The organism is Agromyces subbeticus DSM 16689 (assembly GCF_000421565.1).
Classification (GTDB): Bacteria; Actinomycetota; Actinomycetes; order Actinomycetales; family Microbacteriaceae; genus Agromyces; species Agromyces subbeticus.
In genome coordinates, this window is sequence record NZ_ATXG01000003.1 from 1 (window position 1) to 17,700 (window position 17,700).

The window sequence follows — 17,700 nt, forward strand, 5'->3', positions numbered from 1 at the left end:
GAGGCGCGCGGCAGGTCGACGATCGCCCGTGCCGTGACGTTGCGGCTCCGCCAGCGCAGTGCGGTCTCGACACGGTCGCGCGCCTGCTCATCGGTCATCGGCCGGGGCTCGAACTGCACCCGTGTCTGGAACAGGTCGCTGATGCGGTCGAGGCGGAAGGTGCGCCAGTCGTCGCGCTGCCGGTCCCACGCGAGCAGGTACCAGCGGCGGGCGACCGGCACGAGCCGGTACGGCTCGACCACTCGCGACGACGACTCGCCCGCGGCATCCGTGTACGTGAAGCGCAGCCGCTCGGAGTCGCGGCACCCGAGCGCGAGCAGGCCGAGCAAATCGGTGTCGATCTCGGGTGCCGGCCGACCCGAGCGTGCGGAACCGGGGCCGCCGACGCCGACGGCCGCGTGCGACTGCAGCGCCTCGATGCGCCGCCGGAGGGCGGGTGGCAGCACCTGCTCGAGCTTCGCGAGCGCGCTGATGGTCGTGTGCTCTGCGCCGCGCAGCCCTGCCGTCGCCTGCGAGCGCAGGCCGACCGCGATGGCGACGCCCTCGTCGTCGGTGAGCAGGAGCGGCGGCAGCCCGGTGCCGGCCTGCAGTCGATAGCCCCCGGCACTGCCGCGCGCCGAATCGATGCCGTAGCCGAGCTCGCGCAATCGGTCGACGTCGCGCCGCAGCGTGCGGTCGGAGACGCCGAGTCGGTCGACGAGCTCACGTGCCGACCAGTGCCGGTGGCTCTGCAGCAGGGAGAGGAGTTCGAGGGTTCTCGAGGTCGTTGCGGCCATGCTCAAAGTTTCTCATCCATAAGGACAGAAACTGTCCGGATGCCTCGAGAAACTGGGGTCATGACGAACCAGATGATCTCCGCACAGGGCCTCACGAAGACGTTCCCCGCCAAGGGAAAGGTCGTCGAGGCCGTCCGTTCCGTCGACTTCTCGGTCGACGCCGGCGAGCTCGTCGCCTTCCTCGGCCCGAACGGCGCCGGCAAGTCGACGACGCTTCGCATGCTCACCACCCTGCTGCCACCCACGAGCGGCGAAGCGGTCGTCGCCGGCTCCGACATCCGTCGCGACCCCGCCGGCGTGCGCCGCCGCATCGGCTACGTCGGCCAGGGCACCTCGGGTGGGCACACGCAGCGCGTGCGCGATGAACTGCACGCCCAGGGATCCTTCTACGGCATGGGGCGCCGCGAGACGCGGCTTCGCGCCGACGAGCTCATCGAGTCGCTCGAGCTCGGCCAGGTCGCCGGCCGGCAGGTGCAGTCGCTCTCCGGCGGCCAGAAGCGCCGGCTCGACATCGCCCTCGGGCTGATCCACCGACCCGAACTGCTCTTCCTCGACGAGCCGTCGACGGGCCTCGACCCGCACAGCCGGGCGAACCTGTGGGAGCACATCGTCGAGCTGCGTCGCGAGACGGGCACCACGATCTTCCTGACGACGCACTACCTCGAAGAGGCCGACCAACTTGCCGAGCGCGTCATGGTCATGGATCATGGCCAGCTGATCGCCGACGACACGGCCTGGGCGCTCAAGAACTCGCTCGCGGGCGACCGCGTCACGCTCACCTTCGAGACGGCAACGGATGCCGCGGCCGCCGCGGCACGCATCGACGGCGAGGCTTCGGGGTCGATCGTCACGGTCACGGCCCCCGGCGGCGATCGGGCACTCCCCCGCTACATCCGCTCGCTCGGCGATGCCGGCCTCGAGGTGGTGGCCGCGACGCACCGCCAACCGACCCTCGACGACGTCTTCCTCGCACTGACGGGCCGCAGCCTCCGCGAAGAGGCCGCGCACGCCGAGCCCGCCGAGCCCGAGCTCGTCGCTTCCGCCTGACCACACCGCCGGTCGAGTAGCGCGCGACGCAGGAGCACGCGTATCGAGACCAGCAGACCCAACACCATCACCCCAAGGTCTCGATACGCGCTTCGCGCTGCTCGACCGACGAACACGAAGGAGCAACTCCCATGACCACCACCACTCCCACCGCCCGCCCGACCGGCTTCGTGCACGACACCGCCGCCGTCTTCGTGCGCGAGTCGCGGCCACTCGTGCGCGACCCGTTCAGCGTCATGTTCTCGCTCGTGCAACCGCTCATCTTCCTCGGGCTCTTCGGCCCGTTGCTCGTCGGTGCCGCCGGCGGCGATGTCGCGGGCACGCTGCAGTGGTTCGTGCCGGGCATCCTCGTCATGGTCGCGCTCTTCGGCACGGCCTCGACCGGCGCGAACCTGCTCTTCGAGATGCAGACCGGATCGCACGAGCGCACGCTCGTCGCGCCGCTCTCGCGAAGCGCGCTCCTCGTCGGCCGCGCACTGAAGGAGGTCGTGCCGCTCGTCATCCAGGGCACGATCGTCGTGCTCGTCGCCGTGCCGTTCGGCTTCACCCTGCACGTGCCCGGGCTCATCGCCGGCCTCGCGGTGCTCGCCGTCTTCGGCATCGGCTTCGGCGCGCTGAGCTACACGCTCGCCCTCGCGTGCCGCAACCGCGACTGGATGTTCTGGATGGTGCACCAGACGCTGCTGTTCCCGCTGATGATCCTCTCGGGCATGCTGCTGCCGCTCGACGACGGCCCCGCGTGGATGCAGGTCGCCGCCGCAATCAACCCGCTCAGCTACCTCGTCGGCGCCGAGCGCGCGCTGCTCGCCGGCGACTTCGGCGCTCCGGCGGTCGTCGGCGGCATCATCGCCGCCGTCGTCACGTGCACGATCGGCATCGTGGTCGGCGTGCGGGCCATGAAGCGGGCCCGCTGAGCAGGAGTACGCGAACGAGGGGCGAGCGGATGCGGCATCCGCTCGCCCCTCGTCGATCCGCTACTTCTTCGCGCAAACCGAGCCGGCGTACGCCACGTCATACGACGAGTGCTTGCCCTGCCCGTTGCTCCACGTGTAGCCCGCGACGATCGCTTCACCGTCGTCGAGCGTCTTACCCGACTTCCAGAGGTAGGTCACGGTCGCACCCGGTGCCACCTTCGCGAACTTCACAGTGCCCTCGTCGGTCGTGAGCCGGACGTCTGCGGGCAGGGCCGCCCGGTTGACCGCCGACACGACGATGTACGCCTTTCCGTCGAGGCACTGGGTGTGCGCGGCAACGTCGAGCGGCACGTCTTCGACCGCGACGATCGAGATCGCGCCCGACCACGTGGCGATGCTCGACACGTTGCCAGCGGCGTCGGTCGCCCGCGCCACGACGCTGTGCATCCCATTGCCGAGCACGATCGGCGCCGCGACCGTCTGCCACCCCGCACCATCGACGTTCACCTCGATGGTCGGCGGTGGCGTGAAGTCGTCATTGCTGGTGATCGTGAGGCTCACCTCGCTCGCGTACGTGCCGTCGGCACCGGGTGCCACCGGGTCAGCCACGATGGTGATGGTGGGGGCCGTCGTATCCGCCGGCGGGTACGACGCGAGCTGCGGCGATGCGAAGCTGCCGACCGCCGGCGCGCCGGCGTCGTTGATGATGCGGTTGATGCCGCCCGTGCCGTTCAGGAACACGCTCGTCATCGACTCGAACCGCACGTTCGGGGATTTGGGCGACTGGATGCCGCTCTCGACCCGGATGTCCTGGCCGCCGTTGATCGTCGCGTCGAAGAACGAGTAGACGCCGAGTCCTTGCGCGAAGTGCTCGGTGACGTGGTCGGCCACCCGGTACGACGCGAAGCCGAGGCGGTCGCCGTCCATGTACGCCGCTTGGGTCGGCGGGTCGTACGGGATCTCGCTCTGGTAGAAGATCGTGCGTCCGCGCTCGCCGTTCCAGATGACCTGTTCCTCCTGGTAATGCTCGACGAAGAGCCCCGTCGCATTCACGTCGTCGCCGTTCACGATGACTCCGTGCGCGCCGGTGTTGGAGTCCCAGGCCACACCCGCGCCGTGGTCGGCGCGCCAGGCCCAGATGTGGTCGAGCAGTACGTCGTCGCTGTTCACCTCGATGCTCGTGACCGCTTTGCCTGCCCACGGGCCGCCGACGCGGATGAACACGTCGGAGAGCGTGGTCGGATTGGCCGAGTCGGAGACGGATGCCCCGTCGGGGCCGATCTTCACGAGCACCTCCGATTCGACGGTGCCGGCGTCGACGGTGATGCCGGCGATCTTCACGCCCGCGACATCGCCGACCTCGAGGGCGGCGGTGCCGGTGTCGGGCGTGAGCGACGCGTAGCCGAGTCCGAGCACGACGGTGTCGGCCCGATCGACGACGATCGGCGCATCGAGGTGGTAGATGCCCGGCGTGAGCAGGAGGTGCTTGCCCGACGCGAGCGCCGCGTTGATCTCGGTGGCGGAATCGCCTTCATGCGCGAGGAAGAAGTCGTCGATGGCGATCGAGTCGCCCGCCGCGGCATCCGTCGACCATTCGTGGCCCGTCGTCTCAGTCGCCGCCTTCGGCACGAAGACCTTGTAGTCATCGCCGTCGAGGTAGAGGTACGGCGCTTCGCGGCTGATCGGCGTCTCAGCGACGTTCGTCTTGTTCCCCGGCGCGAAGTCGGTGACGGGGGCGCCGTCGACACCCGAGAACACGGTATTCCAGACGCCGCCGTCCCACGCGCCGACAGTGGAGTCGCGCGTGAACCACTGCTGCTGGGACCCGGTGATGATCGTGCCGTCGACATTCGAGTTGGCGAGGTATCCGCCCGACGCGTACTCGCCGACCCTGCCGAAGAGGGTGAGATCGCCCTCGATGTTCATCCGGCGCAGCGGCGCGGCCTGCGAAACCGCGAATCGCATCGTGTGCGGGTCGGTGACCCCGCTCGGGAACGGCCTGGCCGCGTCGACACCGACCGGGCGCTGGATCGGGTTGATGGTCATGTTGCCGAGCGACCGCCAGAACCGGGTGAGGGAGCCGGGCTGCTGGCAGTCCCAGGGATTCGCTTCGCACGCGCGCACTGGCTCGACATGCAGCGCGCCGTTGATGCGCACGTCTTCGGGCGAGGCACCGAGGCCGGCGATCGCGGTGTAGTAGCCGAGTTCGGCGTTGACGATGCCGGTCGCCGTCGAGGGGTCGTTCTCGCCGGCGTCGCTGCCGTACGTGCCCGGGGCGAAGAACACCGCGTGCCGGTTCTGGCTGAACTCCGGCTCGTTCGCGAGGCTCGCGAGCGTTGCATTGATGTCGTCGACCGACATCGACGGGTCGAAGATCGTCACGTTCGGGCCGAAGTCCGGTTCGGCTGCGACAGCAGGTGTCGCCGCGAAGGCCGCGCCTCCTGCGACGAGCGCGACCACGGCCGCACTCGCCGCGAGCCGATGGGTGGCGCGCCGACCATGCGGTCGTTCCCTCCCGCTGGTGAGTTGCTTCGTCGTCGTCACAGTGTTCTCCTTCGAACATCGCGGCGGCGAACCGTGTCGCCGCCGGCGGAACCGGATCGTTGCGATGGTGCACGCTCCGCGTCATCCATGGCGCGTCGCGTGCGTCAGCCTAGCGAGAACTTACTGACTTGTCAGTAACAGTTCGGACGAACGACGGTCGCGTACGCTCGTGGGATGCCCCACGACGTCGTGATCATCGGCGGTGGCCACAACGGCCTCACCGCCGCCGCCTACCTCGCCCGCGCGGGCAGGAGCGTGCTGCTGCTCGAGCGCAGCGAACATCTCGGCGGTGCCGCCGTCTCGGCGCAGGCGTTCGACGGCGTCGACGCGCGACTGTCGCGCTACTCCTACCTCGTGAGCCTGCTGCCGCAGCGCATCATCGACGATCTCGGGCTCGACGTGCAGCTCGTGCGACGGCGCTTCTCGTCGTACACGCCCGACCCGGCCGACCCCGCGCGGGGCCTGCTCGTCGATCGCGAGGCCGATGCCGACGCATCCCGCGCAGCATTCGAGCGCATCGGCGCCGGCGACGACCTCGACGCGTGGAACGCCCTGTACGCCGAGACCGCGACGCTCGCCCACCGGCTCTTCCCGACCCTGACCGAGCCGCTCCCGACTCGTGACGAGGCGCGTGCCCTCATCGGCGACGATCGAATCTGGCACGACCTCGTCGAGCAGCCGCTCGGCGCCACGATCGAGGCGCGCTTCGCGAGCGATCTCGTGCGTGGCGTGGTCGCGACCGACGGTCTCATCGGCACCTTCACCGACCTCGACGACCCCGCACTCGACGCCAACCGCTGCTTCCTGTACCACGTCATCGGCGGCGGCACCGGCGATTGGGACGTGCCCGTCGGCGGCATGGGCGCGGTCACCGGCGAGCTCGCACGCGCGGCCCGCGAGGCCGGCGCCGAGCTCGTCACGGGCGCAGAGGTGACCTCGATCGACCCCTCGGGCGAGGTGCGCTGGCAGGCGGTCGGCGAGTCGGGCGAGCGGATGTCGCAGGCCGGCGTCGTGCTCGCGAACGTCGCACCCGCGGTGCTCGACCGGCTCGTCACGGCCGATGCCTCGCACCCGGTGCCGAGCGTCGTGCGCGAACGCTTGCGCCAGCTCGCCGCCCCCGAGGGCGCTCAGGTGAAGGTGAACCTGCTGCTCACGCGGCTGCCGAGGCTGCGCGACGCCGATGTCGCGCCCGAGGCGGCGTTCGCCGGCACCTTCCACATCAACGAGCTCGAGTCGCAGCTCGAGGCCGCGTACTCCGACGCCGCGCGGGGCCGCATCCCGTCGCCGCTGCCGTGCGAGATCTACTGCCACACCCTGAGCGACCCATCGATCCTCGCGCCCGAGCTCGCGGCATCCGGAGCCCACACGCTGACCGTCTTCGGCCTGCACGTGCCGCACCGCCTGCTCGAGCGCTTCGGCAACGACGAGTTGCGCGCCGCCCTGCAGGCCGCGGTGCTCGCCTCGCTCAACTCGGTGCTCGCCGAGCCCATCGAGGGAGTCATCGCGCCGGATGCCGTGGGCCGGCCGTGCATCGAGACGAAGACGACGCTCGACCTCGAGCACGCGCTCGCGATGCCCGGCGGCAACATCTTCCACGGGCCGCTCTCGTGGCCGTGGGCCGAGCCGGGCGCCGCGCTCGCATCGCCGGCCGAGCGCTGGGGCGTCGCGACGGCGCACCCGCGCATCCTGCTCTGCGGTGCCGGCGCGGTGCGCGGCGGCGGCGTGAGCGGCATCGGCGGGCACAACGCGGCGATGGCGGTGCTCGAGGCATCCTTCAGCTGAAGCGCTGAGGAGCGGCCCGCTGCGACGCGATACGGCGCGAGGCACCGTCACCCGTCACGACCATGCGCTCAGGTATGGTGACGGAATGGCGACCTCACGCACCGACTGGCTCGACCACGGCCTCGAGGTGCTCGCACGAGACGGCGTCGATGGACTCCGCATCGACCGGCTCGCGAGCCGCCTCGGCGTGACCAAGGGGTCGTTCCATCACCACTTCGACGGTGCGAGCGGCTACCGTGCCGCCCTGCTCGAGCACTACGAGCAATCGACACTGCGCGAGCTGAGCACGGCGATCGACGAGCGCCGCGACGAGGGCACGCGGGCGACCCTCGAGTGGCTCGTCGATCTGGCGACGGCCGACCGGGCCTCCATCCGTCGCGCGGAGCTCGATCGCGCGGTGCGCGCGTGGGCCCACGCCGACCCCGCGGCGCGGGCGGTGCAGTCGCGCATCGACACCCGCGTGATCGAGCTGCTGCAGGCGGCCTGGCGGCCGGCGAGCGACTCCGATGCCACCGCCCGCACCGCAGCGCTCGTGCCCTACCTCGTCTCGCTCGGGGCGGCGGTCACGATACCGCCGATCTCGGCGGGCGAGCTGCGAGCGGTCTACGAGTTGCTCCTCGACGCGGTACCGGGGGCCGCGTCGGACTGACGCTCGGCTCGGCTCAGCTCTACTCAGCTCACAGCACGAAGCAGTACAGCCCGACCGCGACGCAGATCACGAGCATTCCGGTGGCGTTCACGAAGAGGTTGCGCCCGAAGTCCCGCGCTGCGATGTGCATGCCGATCGCTACGAGGAAGTAGGCGACGAGCGCGGCGCACGTGATCGCACCGAGCACCGGCACCCAGATGCCCACGATCAGGCCGGCCGCTGCCGCGAACTTGGTCGGCGGCAGCACCCACCACCAGCGCCGTGGAAAGCGCACGTCGTCGAAGCACTTCGCGATGAACGGCAGCGGGATCGCGCTGATCACCCCGTCGACGAGCTGGATGAGCGCCAGCACCACCACCGGCCAGATGGGTTCGGGAAGCATCGTCACCATTCATACCATACGGTATGGTATGCCTCGGGGCCAGCCCCGATCCGGGCCCCGCAGTGTCAGCCGAGCAGGACCCAGCCGATGCCGACGACGAGGGAGAGCAGGGCGAGCACGAGCGCCGGCACGAACGACTCCTTGCGCTTCACGTGCAGCGCGACTCCGACCACCATGGTGATGGCGAGGGCGAACGCCGCGACGGGCGTGAGCCAGGGCAGGATGCCGGTCGCGGCGGGCAGCACGAGACCGAGCGCGCCGAGGAACTCGAGGATGCCGACGGCGCGGGCCTGGCCATTGGAGAGGTCCTCCATGTAGGCCATCTTCGGAACCAGCTTCTCGCGAGGGCTCGTCGACTTCACGACTCCGGCGGCGAGGAAGACGAGGGCGAGCAGGGCAGTGACGATCCAGAGGGCGATGATCAAGGGGGTCTCCACTTCGGTTACGATGAGTGCGTGACGCACGATCGGTGACTATAACCCACGAGAGCCGGGCACTTCACCGTGCGCCACGCACCTCCGGGTGCGTATCGGGAGAGAAAGGCAGACCATGGCCACGACGGATGCTGCGCTGCGCATCACCGCCGACGAACCGCTCGTCGATCACCCGCACCTGGGCTCGTCGACGTGCAGCACCGACAACCCGGCGAGCGCCGTGATCCGCGACGTGCTCTCGCGCGTCGGCGACAAGTGGAGTCTGCTCGTGATCGGCGTGCTGCACGACGAGCCGCTGCGCTTCACCGCGCTGCAGCGCAAGGTCGACGGCATCTCGCATCGCATGCTCACGCAGACGCTGCGCAACCTCGAGCGAGACGGACTCGTCTCGCGCACGAGCTATCCCGAGATCCCGCCGCGGGTCGAGTACGCCGCGACGCCCCTCGGGCGATCGCTCTCCGAGCCCGTGCTCGGGCTCGTCGGCTGGGCCGCCGCGAACCACGAGGAGATCATGGCATCGCGCGAAGGGTACGACGGCGCGCCGGCGTGAGCTGGGTGCGCAGCACCCGTGCCCGCAGCCGCGCGGCTAGAAGACGAAGAGCTGGCCGAGCACCAGGATCGCGATGACGAACAGCGCCACGACGGCGCCGACGATCGTGAGCGACTTCACCGAGAGCTTCGCCACGCCGTAGCCGACGAGGAACGGCAGCGCGAACAGGAAGATCGTCACCATCCACCAGAAGAACTGGTAGCCGCCGGTCGTCGACTCCGAGAGCCGGCCAGCGAAGAGCTGCTGCGAGTGCGGATGCGTCGCGAACGCGAACGATGCCGAGAGCGGCACCGCGATCAGCGCGAAGACGATGAGGCCCGCGAGCGCACCCCACAGCCCCGACTTTCCTTCGGTGATGTCCATCGACTCTTCGCGCACGGCGCCCTTGGATGTCATGCGCTCACTCTATGACCGGCCGCACGCACTCTGGTAGATCGACACCGACGGGATTAGCCTGAGGGAACGAGCGAACGGGGGCCGAAGATGACCGCGAAACCGACCGGGCACTACGTGCTGAAAGACGACGGCCTCTATTTGCAATTCGACCGCCTTTTCTACGCCCCCATCGAAGACGTCTGGTTCAGCCTCACGAATCCGACTGCCATGCGCGCGTGGATCGGCACCTACACCGGCAGCCCCGCCACGGGTGGCGTGCGCTTCCGCATGGAGGCCGAAGGCGAGGGTGAATGGCAGAACGTGAGCATTCTCGAGTGCGCACCGCCGCACCGCTTCACCGCCGACTCGGGCCCGGGCTCGACCGGCATCCGGGTCTTCTGCCACCTCGTCGAAGGCGGCGGCATGACCACGCTCACGCTCGGCCAGCGGCTGCGCGACGCGTCGGAGGCCGCCGACATGGGGCCCGGCTGGGACTACTACCTCGATCGACTCGCGGCCTCGCGGTCGGGGGCGGCTCTGCCCTCCTGGGAGACCTACCACCCCGCGTTCTCGTCGCACTACCGAGAGCTGTCCGTTCCGGGCAGGGTGCACTGAGCGCCGCGCACGGCACACACGACGGGCGACGGATGTCCGTCATGAGCGCCGCCCGCGGCACACACGACGGGCGACGGATGTCGCGGGCCCGCGACATCCCGAACCCTAGACTGACGCCGTGAAGAGCATCGAGCGTCGAGCCCGCGAGAGCACGCCGACGGGATGGCGCGAGCGCCAGACGAACCTCATGACGAACCGTCCATTCCAGTGGGCGTTCGTCGCGACCCTCGGCGTGGTGGTCGCACTCGGTCTCGCGGCCGCGTTCGTGAGCATCTCGAGCGTCGTCTTCTCGGTGCTCGCTGCGGCCTTCATCACCCTCGGCCTCGACCCCCTCGTGCGCTGGTTCGAGCGACGCGGCATGAAGCGCGGCCTCGCCATCGTCACCGTCATCATCCTGTTCGTGCTCGTGATCGTCGGCATGCTCTGGCTCGTGCTGCCCCTCGTCATCACGCAGGCCGCGCAATTCGTCACGAGCATCCCGTCGATGTACCAGGAGCTGCAGACCCAGCAGTGGTTCCAAGACGTGCAGGCCGGCTCAGGCGGCGTGCTCGGCGCGGTCTACTCCTGGATCGTCGACCTCGTCAGCGACCCGAACTTCTGGGCGACGATCGGTGGCGGGGCGCTGAACATCGGCTTCGCGATCCTCGGCGGCCTCTCGAGCGCGTTCTTCGTCTTCATCCTGACGATCTACTTCACCGCGACCCTCGACGTCTCGAAGCGTGCGATCTACACGCTCGTCTCGGCGTCGCACCGCGAGCGCGTCGTCGGCTACGCCGAGCGCATCATGCAGAACGTCGGCCGCTACCTCAGCGGCATGGTGGTGCTCGCCTTCTTCAACGCCGTCTACAGCTTCATCCTGCTGTTCGTCGTTGGGGTGCCGTTCGCGCTCGTGATCTCGGTCGCCGCGTTCTTCATCACGCTCATCCCCCTGATCGGAACGGTGCTCACCACGGCGGTGATGACGGTGCTCTCGCTCTTCGTCTCCCCCGTGTCGGCACTCATCGTGCTCATCGCCATGCTCGTCTACATGCAGGTCGAGGCCTACATCCTCACGCCGAGAGTGATGAGCAAGGCGGTGCAGGTGCCCGGTTCGATCGTGCTCATCGCGGCCCTCGCCGGCGGCACCCTCGGCGGCCTGCCCGGCGCGCTCGTCGCGATCCCCGTCGCGGCGGGCATCCTGCTCATCATCAAAGAAGTCGTGGTGCCGAGGAAGGCACTCTCGTAGCGCGCGTCGCCGGTCGAGTAGCGACGAAGGAGCGTATCGAGACCAGGTGCGAGGTCTCGATACGGCCCTGGCGGGCCTACTCGACCGGCGGGAGCTGCGTCAGTGCCAGACCGACGGCGCCGCGGCGCGGGTCGGTGGCAACGCGACATCCTGGCCCCACCGCTCGATCCACTCGGGGATCTCGGCGGCGTCGGAGACGCCGAGCGCATCGGCGATCTCCGACATCGGCACCGTGCCGCCTTCCTTCTTCAGGAACCGGGCGCGAATGAAGCCCTGCGCGTAGACCTCGGGCACGCCGTCGGCGCCGGGGCGCACGTAGCGCTGCTCCATGTAGACGGCCTTGTCGTCGTGGCCGACGAGGCGCGACTCGATCGTGAACCGATCCCACAGCTGCAACGACTTGCGGAACGTGATCGTCTCGCTCGCGACGACCGGGTACCAGCCCTTCTCGCGCATCATCGCCCAGACGCCGTTGCGCACGAGCATGTCGAAGCGGGCGACGTCCATGATCGAGAAGTAGACGCCGTTGTTCATGTGCCGGTTGATGTCGAGATCGGTCGGCAGCGTGATGAAGTTCGTGCGCGCGACATCCCAGTGGCCGAGGTCGGGCTTGCGGCGCGAGAGGAACAGCACGTGAAGCAGGGTGCGGAAGAACATGTGCATGATCAACGACTGTATGCCGAAATCGTGGTGGATCATCGAACGTTGGCGGGTGCCCACAAACGGGGCGCGGCTCGAGCGTGCAAATGTGAGGAAGCGCTGACCCGGGTGTCTGCTCCCGGGTCTCGATACGCGTCCTCCTTCGTCGGGCGCTACTCGACCGGCGACACCTACGACCGCAGCAGCCGATAGCGCAGGTGCGTCGCGCGGGCGCCCTGCAGCACGCTGGTGGGCACCAGTTCGACCCGGTGCGCCGCCGAGTCGGGGAAGAGCCGGCTGCCTCCGCCGAGCAGCACGGGCACGAGGTGCAGCCGCGCCTCGTCGACGAGTTCGGCGGCGAGCGCTTGCCTCGCGACATCCGCCCCACCCATGATGCAGACGGATGCCGCGCTCGCGGCCTCGCTCGCACGGGCGACCGCCTCGGCGACCCCGCCGGTGACGAACTCGAAGCGGGAGCCGCCGCGCTCGAACGACTCGCGCTCGCGGCTCGTGACGACGAAGCACGGGCGGCCCTCGAACACGGGGTCATCGCCCCACGGCCCCTCGCCGACGTCGAACGTGCGGCGGCCGAGCACGAAGGCGCCGGTCTTCTCGAACATGCTCGCCGCGGCCTCACGATCGATCTCGTCGGGCGTCGCGTCGCCGTTGCGGTCGTCGAGCGGCGCGGAGCCGTCGAAGATCGAGTGGCGCATCCACTCGTGCACGCGCTCGCCGGCGAGGCCGAGCGGGTGCTCGAGACTCACGCCCGGCGCCGACGTGAAGCCGTCGAGCGTCATCGTCATCTCGAGGAAGACGTGCGACATGGCGTCAGGCCTTCGCAGGCACGTGCCGCTCATCGACGCCGTTGTAGACGGACAACGGGCGGATGAGGGCATTCGAGGCCGCTTGCTCCATGATGTGCGCGGTCCAGCCGGTGATGCGGCTCGCAACGAAGAGCGGTGTGAACGTGAGCGTGTCGAAGCCCATGAGGTGGTAGACCGGGCCGGCCGGGTAGTCGAGGTTCGGCTTGATGCCCTTGCGCTCGGCCATGGCGGCCTCGAGGGCGACGTAGAGTTCGAGCAGGTCGGGCCGGTCGTAGTGCTCGACCATGCGCTCGAGCGCGTCGCGCATGGTGGGCACGCGCGAGTCGCCGTTCTTGTAGACCCGGTGACCGAAGCCCATGATCTTGCGCTTCTCGGCGAGGGCCGCGTCGAGCCAGGCCGTTGCGCGCTCGGCGCCACCGGGGCCGGCGCCGATCTCGTCGAAGGCGTGCATGACGGCCTCGTTGGCGCCGCCGTGCAGTGCACCCTTGAGGGCACCGATGGCGCCGACGACGGCCGAGTAGAGGTCGGCGAGCGTCGAGGTGATGACGCGTGCGGTGAAGGTCGACGCGTTGAAGGAGTGCTCGGCGTAGAGGATCATCGACACGTCGAACGCGGTGACGACCTCGAGCTCCGGCGCCTCGCCGAAGGTCTGCCAGAGGAAGTTCGCCGAGAAGCTGAGGTCGGCGCGCGGCTCGACGAACTCGAGGTCGCGGCGACGACGCTGGTCGTAGCTGACGATCGACGGCAGCTTCGCGAGCAGGCGGATCGACTTGTCGAGGTTCGCCTCGACGCTGTCGTCGGGCGTGGCCGGGTCGCTCGCCCCGATGACGCTCACCGCCGTGCGCACCACATCCATCGGGTGCGCGGTGAGCGGCAGCTCGTCGATGATGCGCTTGACCTCGTGGTCGAGGCCGCGGAGCGAGCGCTCGCGCTCCTCGAACGCGGCCAGTTGCGCATCGTCGGGCAGCTCGCCGTACCAGAGCAGGTAGGCGACCTCTTCGAAGGTGGCCGAAGCCGCGAGCTCCTGCACCGGATAGCCGCGGTACAGCAGCGAGTTCGACTCGGGGTTCACCTTGGAGACCGCCGTAAAGTCGACCGGCACACCGGCCAGGCCCTTGTAGATGACCGGACCGCCCTCGTCTGCGGACGCGGCCCCCTGCTGCTCGCTCATCGTGCTCCTCGCGGATCGGTGCGGGCGCTGCGGCGCGACCGCTCCCCCAGCCTAGAGGCACCCGGCGACCCGCTCGCCACTACCGAGAGCGGATGCCGCGTCAGCGGGCGACGCGGAAGTTGAAGATCGAGGTGTCGAAGTGGTTGTAGCCCTCGTAGTCGATGAGGTCGTAGAGGTCGGCGCGGTGCTGCATCTCGTCGAGCTTGCCGGTGAGCGCACCGGCATCCGTCAGCTCGTCGAGGCCGCGGCCCGCAGCGCCCATGGCCAGGCGCAGCAGCGACACCGGCCAGATCACGATGTTCATGCCCACGTCGGCGAGCTGCTGCGTGGTGAAGAGCTCGCTCTTGCCGAACTCGGTCATGTTCGCGAGCAACGGCACGTCGACCGCGGCACGGATCGCCGCGAACTCTTCGAGCGAGGCCATCGCCTCGGGGAAGATCGCGTCGGCGCCCGCGTCGACGAGCTTCTTCGCGCGGTCGACCGCGGCGGGCAGCCCGTCGACGGCACGGATGTCGGTGCGCGCCATGATCAGGAAGTTCGGGTCGCGGCGGGCGTCGACGGCGGCGCGGACGCGCTGCAGCGCGGTCGACTCGTCGACCACCTGCTTGCCGTCGAGGTGCCCGCAGCGCTTGGGGTTGACCTGGTCTTCGATGTGCAGGCCGGCGAGGCCGGCGTCTTCCATCTCCTGCACGGTGCGGGCGACGTTCATCGGCTCGCCGAAGCCCGTGTCGGCGTCGATGATCGCCGGCAACTCAGTCATGCGGGCGATCTGCTTGCCGCGGCCCGCGACCTCGGTGAGCGTGGTCAGGCCGATGTCGGGCAGACCCAGGTCGGCGCTCAGCACGGCGCCCGAGATGTAGACGCCGTCGAAGCCCTTCTGCTCGATGAGCCGCGCCGACAGCGGGTTGAACGCCCCGGGAAAGCGCAGCAGCTCACCGCTCGCGAGCCGCTCACGGAAGAGCCGGCGCTTCTCGGCCGGCGGGGTCTGGGCATACAGCATCAGAAGAGCCCCTCTGGGATGTCGACGCCGACGAGGGCGCCCGGCGCGACGGTGAACGTGAGGCCGCCGAGCTCATCGGGGCCGAGCTCGGGCAACCGCTGCGCGACGTCGAGGAACCGCTCGATCTCTTCGGGCGTGAGCGCCCATTCGGCGAGCGTGCGGAACTTCTGCACGTACTGCTCACGGGCGAAGGGCCGGGCACCGAGCGGATGCGCGTCGGCCACGGCGATCTCGTCGACGATCTCGCCGCCGTCGGCGAGCTTGATGACCACGCGGCCGCCGAACGCCTTCTCGGCGATGTCGTTCGAGTGGTATCGGCGGGTCCACTCGGCGTCTTCGACCGTCGTGACCTTCTTCCACAGCTCGATCGTGTCGGGGCGGTGAGCCCGCTCGGGCGAGTACGACTCGGCGTGGTTCCACGTGCCGTCTTGCAGCGCGACCGTGAAGATGTACGGGATCGAGTGGTCGAGGGTCTCGCGCGAGGCATCGGGGTCGTACTTCTGCGGGTCGTTCGCGCCCGAGCCGATGACGAAATGCGTGTGGTGCGAGGTGTGCAGCGTGACCGACTCGATGCGCGACGGGTCGTCGAGAATGAGCGGGTACTCCTCGTGGAGCTTGCGCGCGAGGTCGATCCAGGCCTGCGCCTGGTACTCCGCCGAGTGCTCCTTCGTATACGAGTCGAGGATGGCGCGCTTCGCCTCGCCGATCTCGGGCAGCGGCACCTCGTACGAGGCATCCGGCCCGTCGAGGAGCCACGCGATGACGCCGTCTTCGCCCTCGTAGATCGGCACGGGGCTCGTCTGGCCGCGCATCGCGCGGTCGACCGCCTCGACGGCCATCTTGCCGGCGAAGGCCGGGGCGTGCGCCTTCCACGTCGAGATCTCGCCCTTGCGCGACTGCCGGGTCGCGGTCGTCGTGTGCAGCGCCTGGCCGATGGCCTGGAAGATCGTCTCCTGATCGAGGCCGAGCAGCGTTCCGATGCCGGCCGCGGCCGACGGGCCCAGGTGGGCGACGTGGTCGATCTTGTGCTTGTGCAGCGAGATCGCCTTCACGAGGTCGATCTGGATCTCGTAACCCGTGGCGATCGCCCGCACGACGTCGTGCCCGGTGAGGCCGCGGTTCGCCGCGAGATGCTGGGCGACGGCGACGATCGGCGGGATGTTGTCGCCGGGGTGCGAGTACTCGGCTGAGAGGAAGGTGTCATGGAAGTCGAGCTCGCGCACGGCGACGCCGTTGGCCCACGCGGCCCACTCGGGGCTCGTGCGGCGCGCGGCATCCGCGCCGAAGACGGTGGCGCCGTCGCCGCCGATCGACACCGGGTGGGCGAGCGCCTGGCTGCGCGCCGAGACCACCGGCCCCCGCGCGATGGAGGCGGCCGCGACGGCCGCGTTGTCGATGACGCGGTTGACGACCATGTCGGTGACGTCGTCGTCGAGTTCGACGGGATCGATCGCGACCCCGGCCAACTGCCAGGCGAGCTGACCCTCACGAGCCAGGTTCTCGTCACTCCGGTGGGTACGCAGGTGGTGGGTCTTCACCCCTCAACGCTATCGAATGCGGCTGACGGATGCCCCGGAGCCGGCGACACTCGTCAGGCGGCGCCTCTACCCGGCCACACGGGTTCGTCGACGGGGGTGTCGATGACGCGCGCCGCGAGACCCGGTTCGACGTCGGCGAGCGATGACGGGTTCCAGCGCGGGCTGCGGTCCTTGTCGATGACCTGCGCGCGGATGCCCTCACGCAGGTCGTGCTGCTCGATGAACCACGACACGAGCCGGAACTCCTGCTCGAGCGCGTCTTCGAGGCTCGGCAACGTGCGGGCACGGCGCACCGACTCGAGCGTGAGCGTGAGCGCCGTCGGCGAGAGGGCCTCGAGCTCGTCGGCGGCGGCCGCCGCATCGGCGGCCGCCTCGGGATCGAGCGGATGCCGCGGGAACGCGCTCGACGAGACGTTCTCCGTTGGCGCTGTCGACCGCCCATCGGCGAAGGCACGCAAGCGGTCGATGATCTCGCCGACGGTCGGCGCCGAGTAGCACGCGTCGACCCAGTCGCGGGCGAGCGCGAGCGCCGAGGGGCCGGGCGTCTCGTCGAACAGCATGAGGATCTCGGCCGGGCTGCCGGGGTCGGCCCGCTCGGCGAGCGCCTGCAGCACGTGCGGCAGCCGCTCGGAGGGCACGAACGAGTCGGCGAAGCCGGCGTGCAGGGCGTCGGCGGCATCCATCGTGCGCGAGTTCAGCGCGAGATGCACGCCGAGTTCGCCCGGCGCCCTGGCGAGCAGCCAGGAGCCACCGACATCCGGCGTGAAGCCGATGCGCGTCTCGGGCATCGCGACCCGCGAGCGCTCGGTGACGACGCGGATCGCCGCGTGGCCGGCGAGACCGATGCCGCCGCCCATGGTGATGCCGTCCATGAGCGCGACGACGGGCTTGGGGTAGCGGGCGATCATCGCGTCGAGCCGGTACTCGGCGCGGAAGAAGCGACGCGCCTCGGCATGATCGTCGTTCGAGGCGTACTCGTAGAGCTCGCGCACGTCGCCGCCGGCGCAGAACCCGCGCTCCCCTGCGCCGTCGAGCACCACGACGCCGACCTCGGTGTCGTCGCGCCAGACTTCGAACACCGCGGTGAGCGCACGGATCATCTCGTAGCTCAGCGCGTTCAGCGCCTGCGGGCGGTCGAGCGTGACATGGCCGACTCCGTCGGCGACGGTCGCGGAGATGTGGTCGCTCACGACTGCCACCGTAGCGGCACCACGGCGACGGGCGTAGCCTCTGCC

The 17,700-nt window shown here is 69.6% G+C and carries 18 protein-coding genes; 7 read left to right on the forward strand and 11 right to left on the reverse strand.

Features of this window, described 5'->3' with window-relative positions:
- Nucleotides 1-776, reverse strand: a 776-nt coding sequence (locus tag H521_RS0106120) for a helix-turn-helix transcriptional regulator (RefSeq protein ID WP_022892144.1), incomplete at its 3' end; no start/stop codon positions are given.
- A 60-nt stretch (nucleotides 777-836) separates the two neighbouring features.
- On the opposite strand from H521_RS0106120, the gene H521_RS0106125 reads away from it, so the two are divergent.
- Both H521_RS0106125 and H521_RS0106130 read left to right on the forward strand, forming a co-directional pair.
- Entirely contained in the window at nucleotides 837-1,823 is a 987-nt protein-coding gene (locus H521_RS0106125; RefSeq protein WP_022892145.1) for an ATP-binding cassette domain-containing protein, read from the forward strand.
- A 131-nt stretch (nucleotides 1,824-1,954) separates the two neighbouring features.
- Nucleotides 1,955-2,737 carry an ABC transporter permease gene (locus tag H521_RS0106130; RefSeq protein ID WP_022892146.1) on the forward strand — a complete coding sequence of 261 codons (783 nt, stop codon included), beginning with the start codon at nucleotides 1,955-1,957 and terminating at the stop codon, nucleotides 2,735-2,737.
- A gap of 60 nt (nucleotides 2,738-2,797) precedes the next feature.
- Here the strand turns inward: H521_RS0106130 and H521_RS21745 are convergent, their stop codons facing one another.
- Nucleotides 2,798-5,281 (reverse strand): Ig-like domain-containing protein, encoded by a 2,484-nt coding sequence (locus H521_RS21745; RefSeq protein ID WP_022892147.1) that lies wholly within the window; start codon nucleotides 5,279-5,281, stop codon nucleotides 2,798-2,800.
- A gap of 174 nt (nucleotides 5,282-5,455) precedes the next feature.
- Here H521_RS21745 and H521_RS0106140 point away from each other — a divergent pair, with 174 nt between their 5' ends.
- On the forward strand, nucleotides 5,456-7,063 hold the full coding sequence (locus tag H521_RS0106140) for a phytoene desaturase family protein (protein ID WP_022892148.1): 1,608 nt from the start codon (nucleotides 5,456-5,458) through the stop codon (nucleotides 7,061-7,063).
- A gap of 85 nt (nucleotides 7,064-7,148) precedes the next feature.
- Nucleotides 7,149-7,712, forward strand: coding sequence for a TetR family transcriptional regulator (locus H521_RS21750; protein ID WP_022892149.1), 564 nt, complete (start codon nucleotides 7,149-7,151; stop codon nucleotides 7,710-7,712).
- Nucleotides 7,713-7,740: 28 nt separating this feature from the next.
- Here H521_RS21750 and H521_RS0106150 read toward each other — a convergent pair whose 3' ends face one another.
- On the reverse strand, nucleotides 7,741-8,094 hold the full coding sequence (locus H521_RS0106150; RefSeq protein ID WP_051159208.1) for a DoxX family protein: 354 nt from the start codon (nucleotides 8,092-8,094) through the stop codon (nucleotides 7,741-7,743).
- 65 nt (nucleotides 8,095-8,159) lie between these two features.
- A complete protein-coding gene (locus tag H521_RS0106155) occupies nucleotides 8,160-8,531 on the reverse strand; it encodes a DoxX family protein (RefSeq protein ID WP_022892151.1) in 372 nt (123 codons plus the stop codon).
- Nucleotides 8,532-8,643: 112 nt separating this feature from the next.
- Here H521_RS0106155 and H521_RS0106160 point away from each other — a divergent pair, with 112 nt between their 5' ends.
- Complete coding sequence (locus tag H521_RS0106160; protein WP_022892152.1) at nucleotides 8,644-9,078, forward strand: winged helix-turn-helix transcriptional regulator; 435 nt, start codon at nucleotides 8,644-8,646, stop codon at nucleotides 9,076-9,078.
- 36 nt (nucleotides 9,079-9,114) lie between these two features.
- Here the strand turns inward: H521_RS0106160 and H521_RS0106165 are convergent, their stop codons facing one another.
- Nucleotides 9,115-9,474 (reverse strand): hypothetical protein, encoded by a 360-nt coding sequence (locus H521_RS0106165; protein ID WP_022892153.1) that lies wholly within the window; start codon nucleotides 9,472-9,474, stop codon nucleotides 9,115-9,117.
- 87 nt (nucleotides 9,475-9,561) lie between these two features.
- On the opposite strand from H521_RS0106165, the gene H521_RS0106170 reads away from it, so the two are divergent.
- Nucleotides 9,562-10,068, forward strand: a complete 507-nt coding sequence (locus tag H521_RS0106170; RefSeq protein WP_022892154.1) for an SRPBCC domain-containing protein — start codon at nucleotides 9,562-9,564, stop codon at nucleotides 10,066-10,068.
- Between the two features lie 118 nt (nucleotides 10,069-10,186).
- Nucleotides 10,187-11,293 carry an AI-2E family transporter gene (locus tag H521_RS21755; RefSeq protein WP_022892155.1) on the forward strand — a complete coding sequence of 369 codons (1,107 nt, stop codon included), beginning with the start codon at nucleotides 10,187-10,189 and terminating at the stop codon, nucleotides 11,291-11,293.
- A gap of 99 nt (nucleotides 11,294-11,392) precedes the next feature.
- Here the strand turns inward: H521_RS21755 and H521_RS0106180 are convergent, their stop codons facing one another.
- The 6 genes from H521_RS0106180 to H521_RS0106205 form a co-directional block, all read right to left on the reverse strand.
- On the reverse strand, nucleotides 11,393-11,956 hold the full coding sequence (locus H521_RS0106180) for an acyl-CoA thioesterase (protein WP_026481973.1): 564 nt from the start codon (nucleotides 11,954-11,956) through the stop codon (nucleotides 11,393-11,395).
- 167 nt (nucleotides 11,957-12,123) lie between these two features.
- Entirely contained in the window at nucleotides 12,124-12,756 is a 633-nt protein-coding gene (locus H521_RS0106185) for a dihydrofolate reductase family protein (protein WP_022892157.1), read from the reverse strand.
- 4 nt (nucleotides 12,757-12,760) lie between these two features.
- On the reverse strand, nucleotides 12,761-13,927 hold the full coding sequence (locus tag H521_RS0106190) for a bifunctional 2-methylcitrate synthase/citrate synthase (RefSeq protein ID WP_022892158.1): 1,167 nt from the start codon (nucleotides 13,925-13,927) through the stop codon (nucleotides 12,761-12,763).
- A 100-nt stretch (nucleotides 13,928-14,027) separates the two neighbouring features.
- Nucleotides 14,028-14,927 (reverse strand): methylisocitrate lyase, encoded by a 900-nt coding sequence (prpB, locus tag H521_RS0106195; protein ID WP_022892159.1) that lies wholly within the window; start codon nucleotides 14,925-14,927, stop codon nucleotides 14,028-14,030.
- Complete coding sequence (locus H521_RS0106200) at nucleotides 14,927-16,465, reverse strand: MmgE/PrpD family protein (protein WP_022892160.1); 1,539 nt, start codon at nucleotides 16,463-16,465, stop codon at nucleotides 14,927-14,929. The genes prpB and H521_RS0106200 overlap by 1 nt, the downstream gene beginning before the upstream one ends.
- A 53-nt stretch (nucleotides 16,466-16,518) precedes the next feature.
- Nucleotides 16,519-17,655 (reverse strand): enoyl-CoA hydratase/isomerase family protein, encoded by a 1,137-nt coding sequence (locus tag H521_RS0106205; RefSeq protein ID WP_026481975.1) that lies wholly within the window; start codon nucleotides 17,653-17,655, stop codon nucleotides 16,519-16,521.
- Nucleotides 17,656-17,700 lie beyond the last annotated feature (45 nt).